This is a genomic window from Streptomyces sp. NPDC059909 (assembly GCF_042730885.1).
GTDB lineage: Bacteria > Actinomycetota > Actinomycetes > Streptomycetales > Streptomycetaceae > Streptomyces.
On record NZ_JBHWKX010000051.1, the window covers coordinates 1 to 17725 of the forward strand.

At 67.8% G+C, this 17725-nt stretch carries 15 protein-coding genes; 6 read left to right on the top strand and 9 right to left on the bottom strand.

Annotation, left to right across the window (positions count from 1 at the left end; translation table 11 throughout):
* Positions 1 to 236: 236 nt before the first annotated feature.
* The 7 genes from ACFV9O_RS28175 to ACFV9O_RS28205 all read right to left on the bottom strand — a co-directional run bounded on the left by ACFV9O_RS28175 (position 237) and on the right by ACFV9O_RS28205 (position 8917).
* Positions 237 to 1124: an NAD(P)-dependent oxidoreductase gene (locus ACFV9O_RS28175; protein ID WP_385422585.1), complete on the bottom strand. Its 888-nt coding sequence runs from the start codon at positions 1122 to 1124 to the stop codon at positions 237 to 239.
* A 112-nt stretch (positions 1125 to 1236) separates the two neighbouring features.
* Positions 1237 to 1776, bottom strand: coding sequence for a flavin reductase family protein (locus ACFV9O_RS28180; RefSeq protein ID WP_385422587.1), 540 nt, complete (start codon positions 1774 to 1776; stop codon positions 1237 to 1239).
* A gap of 100 nt (positions 1777 to 1876) precedes the next feature.
* Entirely contained in the window at positions 1877 to 4849 is a 2973-nt protein-coding gene (locus ACFV9O_RS28185; RefSeq protein ID WP_385422589.1) for a BTAD domain-containing putative transcriptional regulator, read from the bottom strand.
* Between the two features lie 107 nt (positions 4850 to 4956).
* Positions 4957 to 5817: a cupin domain-containing protein gene (locus ACFV9O_RS28190; RefSeq protein WP_266386336.1), complete on the bottom strand. Its 861-nt coding sequence runs from the start codon at positions 5815 to 5817 to the stop codon at positions 4957 to 4959.
* Between the two features lie 151 nt (positions 5818 to 5968).
* The gene (locus tag ACFV9O_RS28195) at positions 5969 to 7498 is read right to left on the bottom strand and encodes a 4-hydroxyphenylacetate 3-hydroxylase N-terminal domain-containing protein (RefSeq protein WP_385422592.1); all 1530 of its coding nucleotides are present in this window, start codon (positions 7496 to 7498) and stop codon (positions 5969 to 5971) included.
* Between the two features lie 506 nt (positions 7499 to 8004).
* Positions 8005 to 8589: a carboxymuconolactone decarboxylase family protein gene (locus ACFV9O_RS28200; protein ID WP_385422594.1), complete on the bottom strand. Its 585-nt coding sequence runs from the start codon at positions 8587 to 8589 to the stop codon at positions 8005 to 8007.
* Between the two features lie 115 nt (positions 8590 to 8704).
* A complete protein-coding gene (locus ACFV9O_RS28205) occupies positions 8705 to 8917 on the bottom strand; it encodes a hypothetical protein (protein WP_385422596.1) in 213 nt (70 codons plus the stop codon).
* 378 nt (positions 8918 to 9295) lie between these two features.
* On the opposite strand from ACFV9O_RS28205, the gene ACFV9O_RS28210 reads away from it, so the two are divergent.
* The 6 genes from ACFV9O_RS28210 (at position 9296) to ACFV9O_RS28235 (ending at position 15927) form a co-directional block, all read left to right on the top strand.
* A complete protein-coding gene (locus ACFV9O_RS28210; RefSeq protein WP_385422598.1) occupies positions 9296 to 10105 on the top strand; it encodes an SDR family NAD(P)-dependent oxidoreductase in 810 nt (269 codons plus the stop codon).
* A 117-nt stretch (positions 10106 to 10222) separates the two neighbouring features.
* Positions 10223 to 11782, top strand: coding sequence for a Re/Si-specific NAD(P)(+) transhydrogenase subunit alpha (locus tag ACFV9O_RS28215; protein WP_385422664.1), 1560 nt, complete (start codon positions 10223 to 10225; stop codon positions 11780 to 11782).
* Positions 11783 to 11804: 22 nt separating this feature from the next.
* Positions 11805 to 13232: a Re/Si-specific NAD(P)(+) transhydrogenase subunit beta gene (gene pntB, locus ACFV9O_RS28220; RefSeq protein WP_385422600.1), complete on the top strand. Its 1428-nt coding sequence runs from the start codon at positions 11805 to 11807 to the stop codon at positions 13230 to 13232.
* A 77-nt stretch (positions 13233 to 13309) separates the two neighbouring features.
* Entirely contained in the window at positions 13310 to 14728 is a 1419-nt protein-coding gene (locus ACFV9O_RS28225) for an FAD-binding oxidoreductase (protein ID WP_385422602.1), read from the top strand.
* Between the two features lie 417 nt (positions 14729 to 15145).
* Positions 15146 to 15292: a hypothetical protein gene (locus tag ACFV9O_RS28230; RefSeq protein ID WP_385422604.1), complete on the top strand. Its 147-nt coding sequence runs from the start codon at positions 15146 to 15148 to the stop codon at positions 15290 to 15292.
* Between the two features lie 260 nt (positions 15293 to 15552).
* The gene (locus ACFV9O_RS28235) at positions 15553 to 15927 is read left to right on the top strand and encodes an IS3 family transposase (protein ID WP_385422666.1); all 375 of its coding nucleotides are present in this window, start codon (positions 15553 to 15555) and stop codon (positions 15925 to 15927) included.
* A 331-nt stretch (positions 15928 to 16258) separates the two neighbouring features.
* Here ACFV9O_RS28235 and ACFV9O_RS28240 read toward each other — a convergent pair whose 3' ends face one another.
* Both ACFV9O_RS28240 and ACFV9O_RS28245 read right to left on the bottom strand, forming a co-directional pair.
* Positions 16259 to 16537: a hypothetical protein gene (locus tag ACFV9O_RS28240; protein WP_385422606.1), complete on the bottom strand. Its 279-nt coding sequence runs from the start codon at positions 16535 to 16537 to the stop codon at positions 16259 to 16261.
* A 533-nt stretch (positions 16538 to 17070) separates the two neighbouring features.
* Complete coding sequence (locus ACFV9O_RS28245; RefSeq protein WP_385422608.1) at positions 17071 to 17664, bottom strand: sacsin N-terminal ATP-binding-like domain-containing protein; 594 nt, start codon at positions 17662 to 17664, stop codon at positions 17071 to 17073.
* Between the last annotated feature and the right edge of the window lie 61 nt (positions 17665 to 17725).

Sequence of the window (17725 nt, forward strand, 5' to 3'; positions counted from 1 at the left end):
TGAGCCCCCACCGGGTCCGTCGGGGATTTCGGCATCTGCGGGATCGGCTGGGCACCCCGAGCCATCTGCCGAAAAGCAGTCGCCCCGGCCCCGGGCGACCACGCGGCGGGAAGAACACCCCGGCGCGACGACACCCCGTTACAACAAAAGCGATCAAAAAGGACACCGAGAAGACCAAGGGGCGCAAGAAGAAGGGTTAAATCTCAAGCTGAAACCGCGCAGGGCACTGAGGCCGGTCAGGCGGAGGTCTGGCCGGCCTCACGCTGTAGCCGGATGAGGAGGGCCATGAAGTCCAGCTCACCCAGGCCAGTCGACATGCAGGCCTGAAGCAGCTGCTGCACGACGCCGGTGACCGGCAGCGGAACTCCACCGGCTGCCGCCGACTCGAGGGCCAGGTCCAAGTCCTTGCGCATAAGCCGCGAGCTGAACGTCGACGTGTAGTCATCCGCCAGGAGGGGCCCGATCTTGTACTTCACGAACGGTGACGCGACCGCCGAGGCGCCGACGATCTCCAGAAGCTTGTCCCGTCGCACGCCGTGGGCCTCGGCCAATGCGACGCACTCGGCGAGGAGTTCGGCCGTCCCGGCGACCATGAGGTTGAGAGCCAGCTTGATGATGCGGGCAGCTTCCCCCTCGCCGACGTTGAACACATGGGGACCGATGTCGCGGAGGAGACCTTCGACGGACGTGAAGACGGCCTCCTCGCCCGAGGCGAGGATCGTGAGGTTCCCGGCACGTACGGCACCCGGGTTTCCGCTCACCGGAGCGCGCAGGTACCGGACGCCGCCGGCGGCGGCCGCGGCGGCCACGTGACCAGAGACCTCCGCCGAGACGGTGCTCATGTCGATGAGCGTCTTCCCCCTGCCGGCTGCGGCGTGCACGAGCCCGCCGTGGGGTGCGAGCGCGACATCGGCCAAGGCATGGGAGTCAGCGACCATCGTGATACAGACGTCCGACCGGGCCCACGCCTCGGAGGACGCGTCCAGCTCGAACGCGCCCCTGGCCACCAGGTCGTCCGCCTTGCCCTTCGACCGATTCCAGACGCTGACCTTGTGGCCCGCGCTGATGAGCCGTTCGGCAATGGCGGATCCCATCTGACCGAGACCCAGTACGGATACGTCCACGTTCATCTCCTGGGGATGTGGTGCGCGACATGCGCATAGGGTTGTTGATCGCACCCGGGCCAAGACGCGAGGTGATGCGCATGGCCGGCCCGGGCGCCTGGGCGGGGTCCCGCTACATCGACGCAGCGAGCTGCCAGTCGAACGCGAGCTGCGCATGGGAATGGGGATCGCAGAGGCTGCCGAATTTCCCACCGAAATAGACGAGCGGGTTCGAGTCGACGGAATAGCCGCAGCTGACGACCTCACCGACGAAAATGGTGTGGTCTCCCCCGGCGAACTCTTCCTTCACATTGCAGGCGAAGTGAGCGACGGCGCCTTCGACGACGGGGAGGTCGTGGTCCGCTCGCAGCCCGATGCCGGCGAACTTGTCGTCACACCGGCTCGCGAACCGCAGCGCGTGCCGTTCCTGGCCCTGTGAAAGAACGCTGACGGCGAAGACGCCGGAGCCGGAAATCGCGTCCCTCGTCGCAAGGGTGTTTCCGACGCACACCAGCAGCATGAGCGGATCGAGCGAAACGGACGCGACAGCGCTGGCCGTCATCCCCGCCGGCCCGTTCGGAGTCCTGGTGGTCACGATCGTCACGCCGGTCGTGAACCGTGCCATTGCTCCGCGATAAGTAGCGCGCATCTCCTGCGCGGTCAATGCACCCATCTTGCCCTCCGTTGCCTGTAACGAGACGGCTGAGCATTTCCTGCAACCCGGTGCTCGAGTGTGACTCACCGCGTGTTTACCGAGGCGAAATCGGCCAGGGCTATCGGCGCAGTTGCATGACGAGCCGGCGAACCTCGTCGGAAGGCGGCACTCCGAGCTCCCGCATCCGCGCGACGTACTGCTGGTAGAGCGCCAGCACGCCGTCGTCGCTGCCGCTGGCATGCGCAAGTCTGATGGCGAGCTGCCAGGCCTGCTCGCGGTACGGGTCCTCGCGAAGCACGCTGTCGACCAGCCCCTTCGCCTCGCGATAGCGGTTCATCCGATAGGCGAGCTTGGCCGCGTCGACCCGCGCCGACACGAAGGTCTCGGCCAGGACGACGCGGCGCTCGGTGACCCACTCACCTGAGATCGTCGCCAGGTAGGGCCCCTTCTCGGCGCTGCTGAGGGCGCGCGACAGCGTCTGGAGACGAATCTCTCCGTTCTGTCTCCCGGCCTGGGCAACGAGGTCGACCGCCCGCTGTGCCGACCCCCCGGCCAACGCGGGGCCGGCCATGTGAAAGACATCGCCGTCCTGTGCCGGGCCCAATCCGTCGGGAAGTGCCTCGCGCAGCCGGTACAGCGCCTGCCGTAGATAGCTGCGGCCGGCAGCGTCGTTGCGGCCGCCGAAGAGCGCCCCGAGAAGCTCTTCGCGAGTGGCTCTGCGGTCGGGTGTCCACAGCAGGTAGCTGAGGAGTTCGAGACTCTTCGTCAGCCGGGGCTGAGTCACGTGTCCGTCGACCGTGAGGACCGGCTCGCCGAATTCCTCGAGCACGAGTCGGGGCGTACTCACATTCACGCGTATCGGATGCTGGCCCGAGAGGGCGGCGAGGATCTCGTGCCAGGGCGACATACGACTGGACTTGGTGTCCGCGGCTCTGGCGGCGACCGAGGGCACGTCCGCCAGGGCCGTCAGCAGCAGGTGCTGAGTTCCGTGGGTCGAGGCGGAAACCATCGCGAGTTCGGCCGTGGCGTCGGACTCCTCCTCGAGGCCGAGCCGCCATTGCGCCTCGGAAAGGTACACGGCAGCCGTCGGAAGATCGAGATGGCGGTCCCCCTTCTGCATGCTCCTGAGGCATTCCGCGAGGTGCTCGTGTCCCTCGGCGTCCCGGTTCTGCAGGAGCATCGACAGACCCGACCACATCTGCCACATCTCCCGGGTGAGGGTGTACTCCGAGGCTCCGTTGGCGGTCGCCTCAGCCAGCACGCGGTCGGCGCGTTGTGCGTCGCCCTCGAGTCGCAGCCACAGCTTGGCCTCGACGAGCAGGCTCAGGTTCTTGTACACCCGCGAGCCGGTCGACGCGATGAGCTCCCTCCCGCGCTCGATGGACGCACGGGCCTCCTCTCCGCGGCCGAGGTCAAGCATGAGATCGACGGCGTCGACGGCATGCAGCCAGACCGGCTGTGACGAGCCACGGCGAGGCTCGAACATCGACATCGCGGCGTCGAGCCGCCCGGTGACGCGCAGCGCGGCAACGACCCAAGGGCCGCCGAGTATCGTGCGCCACGGATCGAACGACCCCGGGTCGTCGAGTCCGTCGAGGCGGCCACGCAGGAAGGCGAGCCGCATCAGCAATCCGTCGAGCGGGCCGGACGGCGTGGCCGAGAACTCGGGGAACGGTGGCGGCTCCTCGCCTGTGGCCAGCGCGATCAACGTCTGCGCGATGAGCCGGTTGCGGCCCGACGGCAGCTGATCGGCGATGGATCGCGCCTCCTCGATCCTCCCGGAGTGCCAAAGGCACCAACAGGCCAGGACGCGGGCCTCCTCGAAGTCGGGGGTCCTCGGCGCCGGAAGCCAGTCGAGTCCATGGCGATCGACGAGTTTCACTCCGCGATCACACTGCTCGAGTGCGAAAGCGACGCGCAGGATGACCGCACCCATCTCCGGGGTCAGAGTCCGCACCGACGCTCCCAGTGCGTCGAGCCACCGTGCCGCCGGCGCGAAGTCCATCCGCGCGACGAGGCTGGGGAGGGCTGCGGCAGCCAGCCGCCCTGCCGCCTCCAGGTCCCCGAGCCGGAGCAACTCGTCGACCGCTTCCTCGTGCGCGCCGCCAGCGATCAGGACCTCTGCATGCCTGCGACGAACCGCGGCGAGCGTCTTGACGTCCTCCCGTTCCAGGGCCTCGAGCAGAAAATCGCGGAACACGGGGTGCGGCGTCATGCGAGAGCCGTCCGAGGACCACGTCACCGGAAGATGCCGCGCACGCAGGCCCGCCATGACCTGCGCCGCGTTCTCCTGGCCCAGGGCCCGGGCGCCCCCGACCGAGACCTCCCCCAGCAGACTGGTGTGCAGGAGGAACGTTGTCTCCGTCAGGGTGAGTGAGTTGAGGACGTTCGCCGCGACATAGGACCGCAGCAGGTCGGGATCCAGCCCGCGAGACTGTGTATGGCGCCAGCCCTCGAACAGGACCCCGGTGACCCAGCCCCCCGTCGCCGCCACCGCCTGAGCCGGGTGCACGTCGACGTGACCGACGGTTCGCAGTGCCGCGGCGGCTTCCTGGGCGTCGAAGGAGAGGTCGCTCTCGACCAGCTCACCCACCCGGTCACGCTCGCTCGTCGAGCCGGTGTCGAGGCGGACGTCGACGCGTGAGACGAGCACCAGGTTCACGCCGGACGGCAGGTAGCGAGCGAAGGACGACAGCACCGAGATGCAGGCCTCGTCGGGGGCGATCCGTTCCACGTTGTCGCACACGAGGACGAGCCGGCTCCCCTGGAGGCTCTCTGCCAGCAGTCCGGCCGCCTCACCGATGTGAAGACTGCTGCGCAGGGCATCGGACGCAACATCGGCCGCGCTGGGGACGGCACCCTCGACAGCCGCCTCGAGGTAGACGAGCAGGCGGCCCGCCGCCTGCTCCGTACCGTCGAGTGACAGCCAGGCAACGGGCCTGTCGAGGTCGCGGACAGCCAGGGCCACTGCCGTCGTCTTGCCGGCCCCGGCTGTCGCGAAGACGTTCACCACGGTGTGGCGGTCGAGCAACCCCCTCAACCGTTGACTGAGCCTTTCGCGAACGACGATGTCCTTCGCCGGCTCCGGCATGGCCAGCTTCCGCCTGATGATCGCCCGATGCTGTCGACCTGGGGCCTTCGAGCCGCTCGGTCGATCGGGAACGGAGTCACCCATCGATCGTCGCGCCTCCGTGATTCTCAGTGCTCTTCCGGGAGCTTACGCCAGTCGTCCGGGAAGAAGAACCCGTCCGAAGTGGGAGGAATCGGCGACTGCACCTCGATCCAGCGGGCTGGCTCATTACGTTCGTTGACGAACCCATGTGTGCCGTTGGTGCCCGCCCACACCAGATCACCTGTCTCGACGACCTCGTCGTTGCCGTCGAGGGTTCCTCTCATCCCGCCGGAGGTGAAGTAGTAGATCTCCTCGAACGGGTGGTAGTGGACCTTCGCCGCCTGGCCCGGGCCGGACTTCGGCGCGATCTCGCACACGAAGACCGTGTGATGCTGTGCCCCCAGGAGCTGGTCGACCATCATCCTGAGGCTGATGTTCTTGACGTTGGGACCGTGGTAACCGGGCATCGACAGCTGCGCGTACGGGGCCATGTCCGAGTCCTCGAAGTGCCCGACGAAGCGATGCCGGGGATCCGTCTCCGACGGACGGCCGAGGTTCTCACCCGCAGCGGGCTTGGCGGCGATGCTGTTACGGGCACCGTCGAACGTCGGCGGCTTCGGTGCGCGCACGCCGAGCCACGTCAGTCCCTCATCACCCGCGGACAGCGCATGAGCGAGGCCCACGGGCGCCACACCGTAGTCGCCGGAACCCAGTTCGTAGCGCAGACCGGCAAGGGAGGCTTCGCCGTTTCCGCCCGTGATGAACCACGACTCCTCGAACGGGCAGCGGGCCCAGCCCGTCGTCGCCCCGGGAGCCAGCTCGTACAAGCTCACCTCCAAGTGCGCAGCACCCTGCTCATGCCCGACCAGGAGCGCCTGCCGAAGACCCGGCACGCCCTCGACATCGAAGAACTTCCGATCCGCCGCACGTGCGATGTAGTAAGCCATGTCAACCTCTCCGTTCATACGCGAAGGAGCCCGGGCCGGCATCCCTCGCCCAGTCGCTGCTTTTCCTCATCGGGCCCCTGCCCAGGGGAATGCTGAGGACGGCGGTCCGCGGCCGACACCGGCCGCGAACCGCCCCTGCTCGGTCGCCGGCTCAGCGGACCCGTGAGCCCTCAAGCCGCACGCCGTCAAGGCGGCGGGCGTATTCGGCCTGCTCGGTGTAAGCCGTCACCTCGGGAGCCTCGGGCTTCTGAAGGCCGCAGGTCTTCCGGGCGAGTTCGGTGAGCGGGCCGGCGGGTGACAGCTCCGAGCGCTTCATCGTGAGCATCCGGGTGGCGAGCATCGGAGTCCCGTTGAACTGCTCGAAGGTGCTGATCCGGTCGCCGAAGTCGGACAGGAAGAGGTCACGGATGACGCGCGAGATGCGCAGGCGGTCGTAGGGCTCGCCGACCGCACCCGCCTGCAGCGGCGCGAGCCAGTCATGGAGCTCGGGGTTGTTCCACTGCTCCTCGGTGGGGAACAGCAGCGAGGCACGACCGGCGAGGTCGATCACCTCGTTCCTCATCTCCGCGTACCTCTCCAGGTAGTACGACCGGCCGAAGTCGAAGAGCAGGACGTTCGGCTTGTAGAGCCCCGACGGCGAGATGAACCCTTCCGTCTCGGACGCGATCACGTGGGCTCGTATCGTCTGGTAGAACTCGACGAGACGCGCCAGGCGCGCCTGGACCGGCGGAAGCTGATAGGTGCCGAGGTGCTCGGTCATCAGCATCGCGAGGCCGGCCATGAGTTCGGCCCGGACCATCGTCCGGATGAGCGCCTCGTAGTGCACCCAGTCGAAGATGCGCTGCGGGTACAGCGAAGCGTGCTCGGGACTTCCGATGTGGAATACAAGCTCCCACGGGATGAACACGTTGTCGAAGATGACGGTGCATTCGAGCTCGTCACCGGCCGAAGCAATCGGGTGGTTATCGGGGTCGTCACGCACCGTCGCCTCGCGGGAAACTATCGTGACGCCCGGCTCGTTGGCCGGGCAGGCGCCGTAGATGACCTGTTCGCTCTCGATTCCCGGGCGGTAGAAGACGCCGATGTGAATGTAGTCGGCGAACGGCGTTCCGGTGCTCACGGCTTTGACACCGTTGACCACGATGCCGTCGTCGCGCGTCTCCACGACACGCAGCGCGGTCTTGGCCGCGTGCTGCTTGGACCGGTCGATCTGAGGGTCGATGAAGGCGAAGGCGCAGTTGAGGTCGCCCTCCTTCACCAGATCCAGGAACTTTCGGATGCCCACGGTCAGGTCACGCCCGCCAGTGCCCACGGACTGGTCGCTCCACGGCTGCGGGTCCTCTTGGTAGGTGATCAGACCGTAGTTGTTCGCGCACGGGGTCCGGCCCGACGATCCGCCGTCGAGCTCCCTGACCACGGTCTCCAGGTACACACGCTTGCGCCGCAACCCCTCGGCGTCCCCGTGCTTGAACCACATCATCGAACGACGCACCCCGTCGTCATCGAGGAAGGTCATGATGTCCTGCATCTCGGGCACGTGATGCAGGTCGTAGAACTTCGCCATACGCTTGGCCTGCGCCCTGGTCAGCGGGTGGGTCGTGACGTCGTCGATCCGTTCACCTCCGACCCAGACAACGCGCCCGTCCCTGAGAGACTCCAGGTACTGCTCGCCAGTTCGCATCAAGTGCCACCTCTCCACTTCACCCAAGTACCGTCGTGCACGCACTGTTCTCGTCGGGATCGTCAGTCAATTTCCCATCGATAGAACCTCGCTGGGAAGCTGCCGCGAACCCGTTTATGAACTTACTCTCAAGGCGTTAGAAGCTGGGAAATCAGCGTCACAATCGACTGGCCATTCGGAATGCTCGATCGGAATCTTCGAAAGCGCATCCTGCCCAGAAGTGGGGGACTCGTTCGGCCGTTGGTTCCTTCGACTTTAGCCACGAGATGTTAGTGGGGTGTTAATCGCGGCGAAGAGCCGTCGGCGGTGCCGTGAGGAAGCCTCTCAGCGGAGCATTGCGAGCTCGACCGGCGAAGAGACGACCGGCCTGTTTCACGACCGTGGCGGGTCACACGTGGACGGTGGTCACGCCGACTGCTGCCGCGAAGCTTCAGGCCTTCCTCGTCCGGGCACGGGGTGAGGCCGGCCGGACTCCTGTCCGCCCGGCCTCATCGACCTGCGAGGTTTCAGAGCTGAGCATCCACCGGTGCGGGCGGCGCCGGCATGTCCAGCTCGAAGGCCATGACACGGTGGAAGCGTGACAAGGCGTTCCACATGCTGATGCACATGACCAGCTCGACCAACTGTGCCGCGTCGAACACCCGCTGCACGTCGTCGCGGACACTCGCCGAGACACCGGTGAGGCCCTCGGCCGCGGGGACGGCCGGAAGGGAGACCGTCATCTCCTCGGCCAGCTGAAGTGCCAGCTGCTCCTGCTCGGTGAAGCCTTCGAGCTTGCCGGTCGCCACGGCTGCGAGCTCGTCGACCTCCACCCCCTTGGCCAGGGCCGACGTGCAACGGTGACTGGTGGTATAGCGGCAGTGGTTGAGCACGGCGACGCGTACGGCGACCAGGTCCTTCAAGCGCCCGTCCAACGCGCCCGGGCCGTTGAGCTGCCCGAGGAAGGGGAGGTACTTGGCGAGCAGGCCGGGGCTGTTCCCGATGGCCCCCCAAGTGTTCAGCACCTCGCCGTAGACCTTCACCCCCTGTGCGAGAGCGGGTTGGTCGGCCGATGAGAACTGATCGGATGTGAGGATCGGCACCAGCGACATGAGAATCACCTTTCGACGGTTCCTGCCTGGAAGCGACAGGGCTCGGGTTGAGGGTGGGGCGGCACGCTCAGGGGCCGCAGGGCGGCGTGAGCCCGGCATGATCCGCCGGAAACCCCTAGGGAGTGGCCCTGTCTGCGGGCGAGGTCCGGCGGCCCGGTGAAGCGCCGGGTTTCCGCAGGCCGATCGCGATCCCCATCGTCGCGTTGAGCCACGGCACGAGGAAGGTTAGGGCGACGCGCGAGGCGAGCGCCCATGTGAACGGGCCGTCCCGGACCTGCGAGTACAGGTTGACCATGAACAGAACCGACCCGACTGCCAGGGCGGCCACGATCGTCTGCGTCAGTGACCTGCCCCGTAGGGCACTGCGCAGCGCCACGCTCCAGGCGACAGGGGGAGTCTCCGTTCGAGGGTCTTGCTCAAGCCGGCTCATCGTGTCCCTGAACGCTCCGGCCTCACGCCACCATCCTTCGTGCTACGTCTCCCGTGGGATGCCTCGATGCAGCAGACCTCCATCACCCATCCCTCCTTCACCCTCGGAACAGGCTGAGCGCGGGCCAGTGTGCGCCTCCCACCGTTAGCCGTCGGGAAGGTGCGAGGTGGCCCGACTGCCCACGTGTGAACCCTCCGTTAACCGCGCTTGCAGCGGCCTCAGCTCGTCAGATCCACTCTGCAGCAAGCAATTGACCGCTGACTGGAGGGGCCGAACATGGCTGCAGGTTGGAACTTGGAGGGCCGCACGGCCTTCGTGACCGGTGGTAGTCGAGGCATGGGCTTCGCCATCGCACAGGCGCTGCTCGAGCGTGGTGCCAAGGTGGCGATCGCAGCCCGGGACGAAGCGGCGGTCAAGGCCGCGGCCGGTCGTCTCGCCGAGGGATCCGGCGCGGAGGACGTGCTCCCCATCGTCGCGGACGTCACCGACGCGGATTCCGTCAACCGCGCTCTGGCAGAGGTGCACGCGTGGCACGGCGCCCTCGACATCCTCGTGAACAACGCAGGGCCGCAGCTCACGCCGTCCCCGCTCGAGAAGATCGACGAGCAGAGCATCGCTTCCGCCTTCGACACGAAGCTGATCGGGTACCTTCGCGTCTCGCGGGCCGCTCTGCCCTTCCTGAGCCAGACCGGCAGCGGCAGCATCGTCAACGTCGTCGGCGCGACCGCACACGCGCTGATCCCCAACACCGGTGCCACGGCCATCGTGAACGCGGGCGCGGTCGCGCTCACGAGCTACCTGGCGGCCGAGGCGGCTCCCAGCAACATCCGGGTCAACGCGATCTCCCCCGGAATGACGAAGACCGAGGGCTGGCTCACCAAGACCGAGGCCATGGGCAAGCAGCAGGGCAAGAGCCCTGAGGAGGTCCGGGCCGGCATGGTTCAGGGGCTTGGCATCCGCCTCAGCCGCTGGGCCGAGCCCGCCGAGATCGCCGCCGCGACGGCGTTCCTGGCGTCCGACGACGCCTCCTACGTGACCGGTCAGGTGCTGCGCGTCGACGGCGGGCTGTCGAAGCCCGTCGCCTGATCGCAGACTCCCGGACAGGCGCCATCCAATGCCGCAGTCGCCTTGGATGGCGCTCCTGGTTTGCCCACCTGGGCATCCACCGCAGCTCGGGAACATCGACACCCTGGAGTGTTGAGCATGCTGATCGGAATCGTGAGTGAAGCCCGCCGTGGCGAGACGCGCGTTGCCGCGACTCCCGCCACGGTGGTCCAGCTGGTGAAGCTGGGGTACGACGTCGTCGTGGAGGCGGGTGCCGGTGCGCTGTCGAGCTTCCCGGACGAAGAGTATGTCGAGGCCGGTGCGAGGGTCGGTGACCCGCTCGCGGCCGACGTCGTGCTCGGTGTGGACGCTCTCTCGTCGGAGCAGTTGGACGGGTTGAAGCCGGGCACGACGGTCATGGGCATCATGAGCCCGGCGTGGAACCCCGCGCTGGTGGAGGACCTGGCGAAGCGGCCGATCACGGCGTTGGCGATGGATGCGGTGCCCCGCATCTCCCGCGCGCAGTCGTTGGACGTGCTGTCGTCGATGGCGAACATCGCAGGCTACCGGGCGGTGGTGGAGGCCGCGCACGTCTTCGGCCGGTTCTTCACCGGTCAGGTGACGGCCGCGGGCAAGGTGCCGCCGGCGAAGGTACTGGTCATCGGTGCGGGGGTGGCGGGTCTGGCCGCGATCGGTGCAGCAGGGAGCCTGGGTGCCGTCGTGTACGCCACCGATCCGCGGCCGGAAGTCGCCGACCAGGTGAGGTCGCTGGGTGGCGAGTACCTCTCGGTCGAGGCGGCGGACACCGGCGAGGTAGAGGTATCCGCGACGGGTTACGCCAAAGAGATGTCGGAGGACTACAACACCCGCGCGGCCCAGCTGTACAGAGACCGGATCACGGAGATGGACATCGTGATCACAACAGCGCAGATCCCCGGCCGGCAGGCGCCGACGCTGATCACCGCGGAGATGGTGGCGTCGATGAAGGCGGGCAGCGTGATCGTGGACATGGCCGCCGCGAACGGCGGCAACGTCGAGGGCACGGTCAGGGACGAAGCGGTGGTCACGGCCAACGGTGTGACGATCATTGGCTACACCGACCTCCCTGGTCGGTTGCCCGCGCAGGCGTCCCAGCTGTACGCCACCAACCTGGTCAACCTGATCAAGCTGATGACCCCGGGCAAGGACGGCCGGCTGGTGCTGGACTTCGACGACGTGGTGCAGCGATCGATGACCGTGGTGCGCGACGGCGAGTCGACCTGGCCGCCGCCACCCGTGCAGGTCTCCGCCACTCAGGCAGCCGCTCCCGCCCTCGCACCCGCTGAGGTGAAGCCGGTCGGCTCCAAGGCCGAGGTGCCAGTGTCGGCCCGGCGTAGGTTCACCGTGGCCGGGGTCGGCGCCACGGCGCTGTTCCTTCTCGCGGCCCTGTCCCCGGCGGCGCTGCTGGGACACCTGACGGTGTTCGCGCTGGCGATCGTGATCGGCTACTACGTGATCGGGCAGGTGCATCACGCCCTGCACACGCCTCTGATGAGCGTGACCAACGCGATCTCGGGAATCATCGTGGTCGGCGCCCTGCTGCAGATCGGGCACGGCGCGACCCCGAACGGCGAGGTGGTCACGGCGCTGTCGGCGATTGCGATCCTGCTGGCCTCGGTCAACATCGTCGGTGGCTTCGCGGTGACCCGCCGGATGCTCTCCATGTTCTCGAGAAGCTGAGGGGGCCGTCATGTCTGATCTGATGACTGTCGAAACAGCCGCTGCGGCCGCCTACATCGTCGCCGCACTGCTCTTCATCCTGTCGCTGGCCGGACTGTCCCGTCACGAGACCGCCAAGGCCGGCAAGTCCTACGGCATCGGCGGCATGGCGTTGGCCTTGGCCGCGACGATTGCGCTGGCGATCCACCAGGACATCTCCGGAGTCGGTCTGGCGTTGATGATCGGCTTCATGGCGGTCGGTGCCGCGATTGGGCTGTGGCGGGCACGCGTGGTGGAGATGACCGGGATGCCCGAGCTGATCGCCTTGCTGCACTCCTTCGTGGGTCTGGCCGCGGTCCTGGTGGGCTGGAACGGGTACCTGCACGTCGAAGCCACCCTGAACGGCCCGGTCAGTGGCGAGGCCGAACTGCTGAAGGCCCAGGAGCTGCTCGGGATCCATTCCGCCGAGGTGTTCATCGGCGTCTTCATCGGCGCGGTCACCTTCACCGGCTCGATCGTGGCGTTCCTCAAGCTCTCGGCACGGATCACGTCGTCCCCGCTGATGCTGCCCGGCAAGAGCTACCTCAACCTCGGTGCCCTGGCGGCGTTCGCGGTGCTGACCACGTGGTTCGTGATCGACCCTGCGCTGTGGCTGCTGATCGCGGTCACGGTCGTCGCGTTGGCCCTGGGCTGGCATCTGGTGGCCTCGATCGGCGGCGGTGACATGCCGGTCGTGGTCTCGATGCTGAACTCCTACTCCGGCTGGGCGGCCGCGGCGTCGGGGTTCCTGCTGGAGAACGACCTGCTGATCATCACCGGCGCCCTGGTGGGCTCCTCGGGTGCCTACCTGTCCTCCGTCATGTGCAAGGCGATGAACCGGTCCTTCATCTCCGTGATCGCCGGCGGGTTCGGCACCGAGGCCGGCCCGGCCGACGACAAGGACTACGGCGAGCACCGCGAGATCACCGCCGAGGGTGTCGCCGAGCTCCTCGGGTCGGCCGACTCGGTGATCATCACCCCCGGCTACGGCATGGCCGTGGCCCAGGCCCAGTACGGCGTCGCCGAGTTGACCCGCAAACTCAGGGACCGGAACGTCAATGTGCGCTTCGGCATCCACCCGGTCGCGGGACGACTGCCGGGCCATATGAACGTTTTGCTCGCCGAGGCCAAGGTTCCCTACGACATCGTCCTGGAGATGGACGAGATCAACGACGACTTCGACCACACCACCGTCGTCCTCGTCATCGGCGCCAACGACACCGTCAACCCCGCCGCCACCGAGGACCCGGGCTCACCCATCGCCGGCATGCCCGTCCTCCAGGTCTGGAACGCCGAGAACGTCATCGTCTTCAAACGCTCCATGGCCTCCGGATACGCCGGCGTCCAGAACCCGCTCTTCTACCGCGAGAACTCCTCCATGCTCTTCGGCGATGCCAAGGATCGCGTCGAAGACATCCTCCGGGTCCTCTGATACCAGCCTTGCCGAACACCGGCGCTTGGCCACGCATGTCCCTTTCACCTTGCACGTCCCTGAAAAGGAGTCCCCCCATGAGCGCGTCGGCAGAACCCCGCACTCACGCCGACTTCCCCACCGACTTCCGCGGCGCGGTGCTGCGGCCCGGCGACGTCCTGTACGACGCGGCGCGTGCGCTGTACCAAGGCCGTGCCGCCGATGAGGGACCCGCGCTGATCGCACAGTGCGTCGACGAGGAGGACGTCGCGACCGTGCTCCGCTATGCCTCGGCACACGCCATTCCGGTGGCCGTGCGCGGCGGTGGGCATGGTTCCGACGGCTATGCGATGCCCGGTGGCGCGCTGGTCATCGATCTCTCGGCGATGCGGGCGGTCACCGTCGACCCGGAGACCCGCCTGGTCCGGGCCCAACCGGGCGTCAGGCTCGGCGAGATGGACGCCGCCGCGCAGCTGCACGGCCTGGCCGTACCCGCCGGGACGGTCAGCAGCACCGGTGTCGCCGGGCTGACCCTGGGCGGCGGTATCGGCTATCTGATGCGGCGCTACGGGGCCACCGTCGACAATCTGCTGGCCTGTGACATGATCACCGTGGATGGGCGCAAGGTTCGCGCCGACGAGACGGAGAACCCCGACCTGTTCTGGGCGCTGCGCGGTGGGGGCGGCAACTTCGGGGTGGTCACCTCGCTCGAGTACCGTGCGCACCCGGTCGGCCCCGACGTCGTCGCAGGACAGCTGATCTTCCCGTTCGACCAGGCCGCCGAAGTCCTCGGCAAGCTTGCGGCGCACCTGGCCACAGCCCCGCGGGAGCTGGGCCTGCTGGTCGCGATCGCTCCTGCTCCGCCCCTGCCGATGCTGCCCGATGAGGTGCACGGGAAGCCGGCGCTGATTCTCGTGGTGGTCCACACCGGGGAGCCGGCCACGGCCCATGAGGTCGTCGAGCCGCTCGCCGCGCTCGGCCAACCGCTCGCCAATCTTGTCGCGAAGACCATGTGGGTCCGGGCGAACAGCATGCTCGACGCCGTCGCCCCCTACGGCAAGCGTATGAACCTGCGTGGTGGGTACCTGCCGACACTGTCCGGCGATGCCGTCGACGTGCTGCTGGAGCACGTTGCCACCGTGCCGGCGAACCCCGGCGACATCTACTCGTTCAACATCTCGTTCATGGGCGGCGCGATCTCCGAGGATGTCGACGAGGACGCCATGGCCTTCTCCCGTGCGGGAGCCGCCTGGCTGTGGGAGGCCATCTGCAAGTGGGACGCACCCGAGTCCGACGCGCAGTACGACGACTGGGCGACGGCCCTCACCGAGGCGATGCGGCCGCACACACTGACGAACGGCTACGCCAACCTCACCGACGACCTGGGCGAAGAGTGGCGGCGCGGAGTGCACGGCAGCGAGGCCAAGCACCAGCGGCTGCGTTCGATCAAGGCCGCCTGGGACCCTCACAACCTGCTCCGCTTCAACAAGAACATCGCCCCTGAGACCACCGACTGAACGCATACCGGCGGAGCGTCACACGAGCGGCCCCGCGTGTCGCTCCGCCCCTCGCCCCGTACCGGCGGGGTGAACTCCGGGATCTCCGCGGCAACCGGACTGCGGACCTCGACGCAGAACCTCCGGTGACCATATCCGGCGTTCCGGGAGTTCGCCGGGTGCTTCCGGACCCAGGCGTCGCGAGTTCGGCGAACCGCTCGAGTCCGGCCTCCTCGGTCGCCGCTCCGTCCAGGCGCTCGAACGCGACGTCCGCAGCGCGGCCGTCGCCATCGGTGAGACGGCCGGTGCCGCCCGGTTCAAGTCGAAGGATGCGTTCGCGCACTTCATCGGCACGGCTCCCATTCCCTGTGGTCGTCGAACAAGGTCCGCGTCCGCCTCAACCGGGGCGGGAACCGTTCGATCAACCATGCACTGCACATGATCGCGGTCACGCAGGTCCGACGCGGTGGTGAAGGCTCCGACTGGCACCAGCGCCATCTCAACCCCGCCCGCAAGACCCGCGACCTCGTCCGCCAGCTCCAGGCCCTCGGCCACCAGGTCACCCTCGAACCCGCGGGTGCCTGACCGACCCATCCCGACATCCGGTCCGCAAGCGGCCCGGATGCTGCCGCCTGCCCTCCCGAAGATCGATTTTCCGATCAGCATCGCCGAGCTCGACCGGCCACATCTACGCTCGTGAGATTCATCGACGAGCACCGGGACCGCTTCGGCGGCGTCGAGCCGATCTGCACCGTACTCACCGAGCACGGCGTCAGCATCACCCCTCCACCTACTACGCCGCCAAAACCCGTCCTCCGTCACGGCGGGCCACCCGCGACGCGGAACTGAAGATACTGATCCAGCAGGTATTCGACGCCAACTACCGTGTCTATGGCACTCGCAAGATCTGGCCGGAACTTCACCGGCAAGGCCACCAGGTGGCCCGCTGCACGGTGGAACGGCTCATGCGCGAGCTGGGCATCGCCGGAGCGGTCCGCGGCCGGAAGATCCGCACGACGATCGCAGACCCTGCTGCCGAGCGTGCGCCGGACCTGGTGGAGCGCGACTTCGTCGCCGACGCCCCGAACCGGTGCTGGGTCGCGGACTTCACCCATGTCGCGGCCTGGGCCGGCACCATCTACGTCGCCTTCGTCGTCGACACCTTCTCCCGCCGCATCGTCGGCTGGTGCGGAGGAGGAGCCGCCCTTCCGTCCCGGTGAGCACGGACGACAGTCCCCGGACGCATTCCAGGAACCGGGTCAGTGTGTTGTCGACGCAGGCGTGCTCGCCGGGCCAGCCCGACCCGAACAGGGCCCGTCCCGCGTTGTACCAGTCCGCTCGGGTCGGTACGCGGAGATTCTTCAGAAGGGGTGCCCTGCGGCCGCCGCTCTCCAGTGCGTGGGAGACCGCACAGGCGTAGCGCAGGCATGCGAGGCGTACGCCGTCGGCCACACCGTTGGCGCTCAATGCGGAGGCGACGACCTCAAGTACCCGGTCGGCCCCGTAGTCATGGACGAGGTTCGTGCTCCTGAGCCACTTGCGGCAATGGGCTCACCGCTTGCCCTGGGCTCTCCGCTTGCGGCCCTTGCTGGACCAGGCGATGCCCTCGTGTGCGAAGTGCAGGCGGTCGGACAGCCCGTCGGGCAGGGGTGCAAGGGAGCCGCCCTGCGGGGCGTCGCGGTCGAAGAAGACGCCTTCCCCGCCGGCCGAGGCCGTCGTCGACCGGGAACTGATGATGATCCGCTTGCCGGCCAGGGCCGACCCGTCAGGGAACGCCTGGGAGAGGTCGTAGTAGAAGTCCGCCCACCATCCGGGATCGAAAGGGCGCACAACTCGGCCACGGTGTCGAGCAGCAGGTCGTTCCACGGCACCGCCTCGTTGAACGAACGGCGGTTCATCTCCGCGAAGAACGGTGCGTGGATGTACCCCCGGACGGGCGCGAGGATCTGCTCGCCCGTCGGCAGGAAGGTGTAGAGCCGCCCGGCCCCCAGGGGATCGCCGGCCGGGACGGCCACGCGTACCTCAGGCTTCTTCTCCCAGGCCGCCCAGTCGCGCCGCATCCCGCTCTTCTCCATCGACGCGGCGATCGCGTCCCGGGCCCGGTCCCCGTCTGCCTTCCCGCACACGACGATCAGCCGAATCCGCCGGCGCGGCGTGACCTGCACCTTCAGGCCGCCGGAGTGGTGCGGCACCTCCACCTGACGGTCGTACGTCCTGCGCCGGGTCTCCCCCGTCGCCCGCCACTCCAGCCGCACACGTTCCAGGCGGTCCAGGAACAGTTCGAACGGGGCCGTGTCATCCATGAGCTCCCGCAGCTGCGCCCCTGGCGGCCGAGCGCGCGTCGGCCGACTTCAGCGGCAGGCTTACGACGGTGACGAAGCCCCGGCGCGCGAGGCGCTGGGCGGCCGCGGGGCGTCCTCCAGGAAGACCGGCACCTTCAGCGTGAGCAGGTTCTCCCTCAAGTGGGCCCCGAAACCGGTGCGTTCGGGCGCCACCTCCCGGGCGAGCGCGTCGAAGTCGTCGAGCCGGGCGAAACGGAAGGTGAACCCGTCGAGGATCCGGGACCCCTCCCGTGCCACGCTGTAGACCTCGGGGGCGTCACACAGGTGCAACACGCTCTTGAAGCCGACGCCCTTGTGACCGGTCCCGGAATCGGCACGCTTGCTGGACAGGGCGATGCTGCAGAGTGCATTGAAGTCCCTGCCGCCGAACGGTTTGCCGCCGTTGGCCACATAGAGAGTGCCGTGCTCTCCCTCGTCCTCGTCCTCGTCCTCGTCCTCGTCGAAAAGGATCTCGATGCGCCCGTCAGCGCTGCGCGCCGGGTGGGCGTCGTGCGCGTTCTGCAGCAGCTCGACGAGCACCCGGCCCTCGCACTCGGGCGAGATGATCGTCTCGGCCGCGCACGCACAAAACCGCAGGTCAGGAGCCCTTCGCGGCCGGTTCCAGGATTGCGACATTTCTGCAGGCTGCCTCAGCGCCCACGCTGCGCCGGGGACACCGGCTGATGCGGTCGTGTCC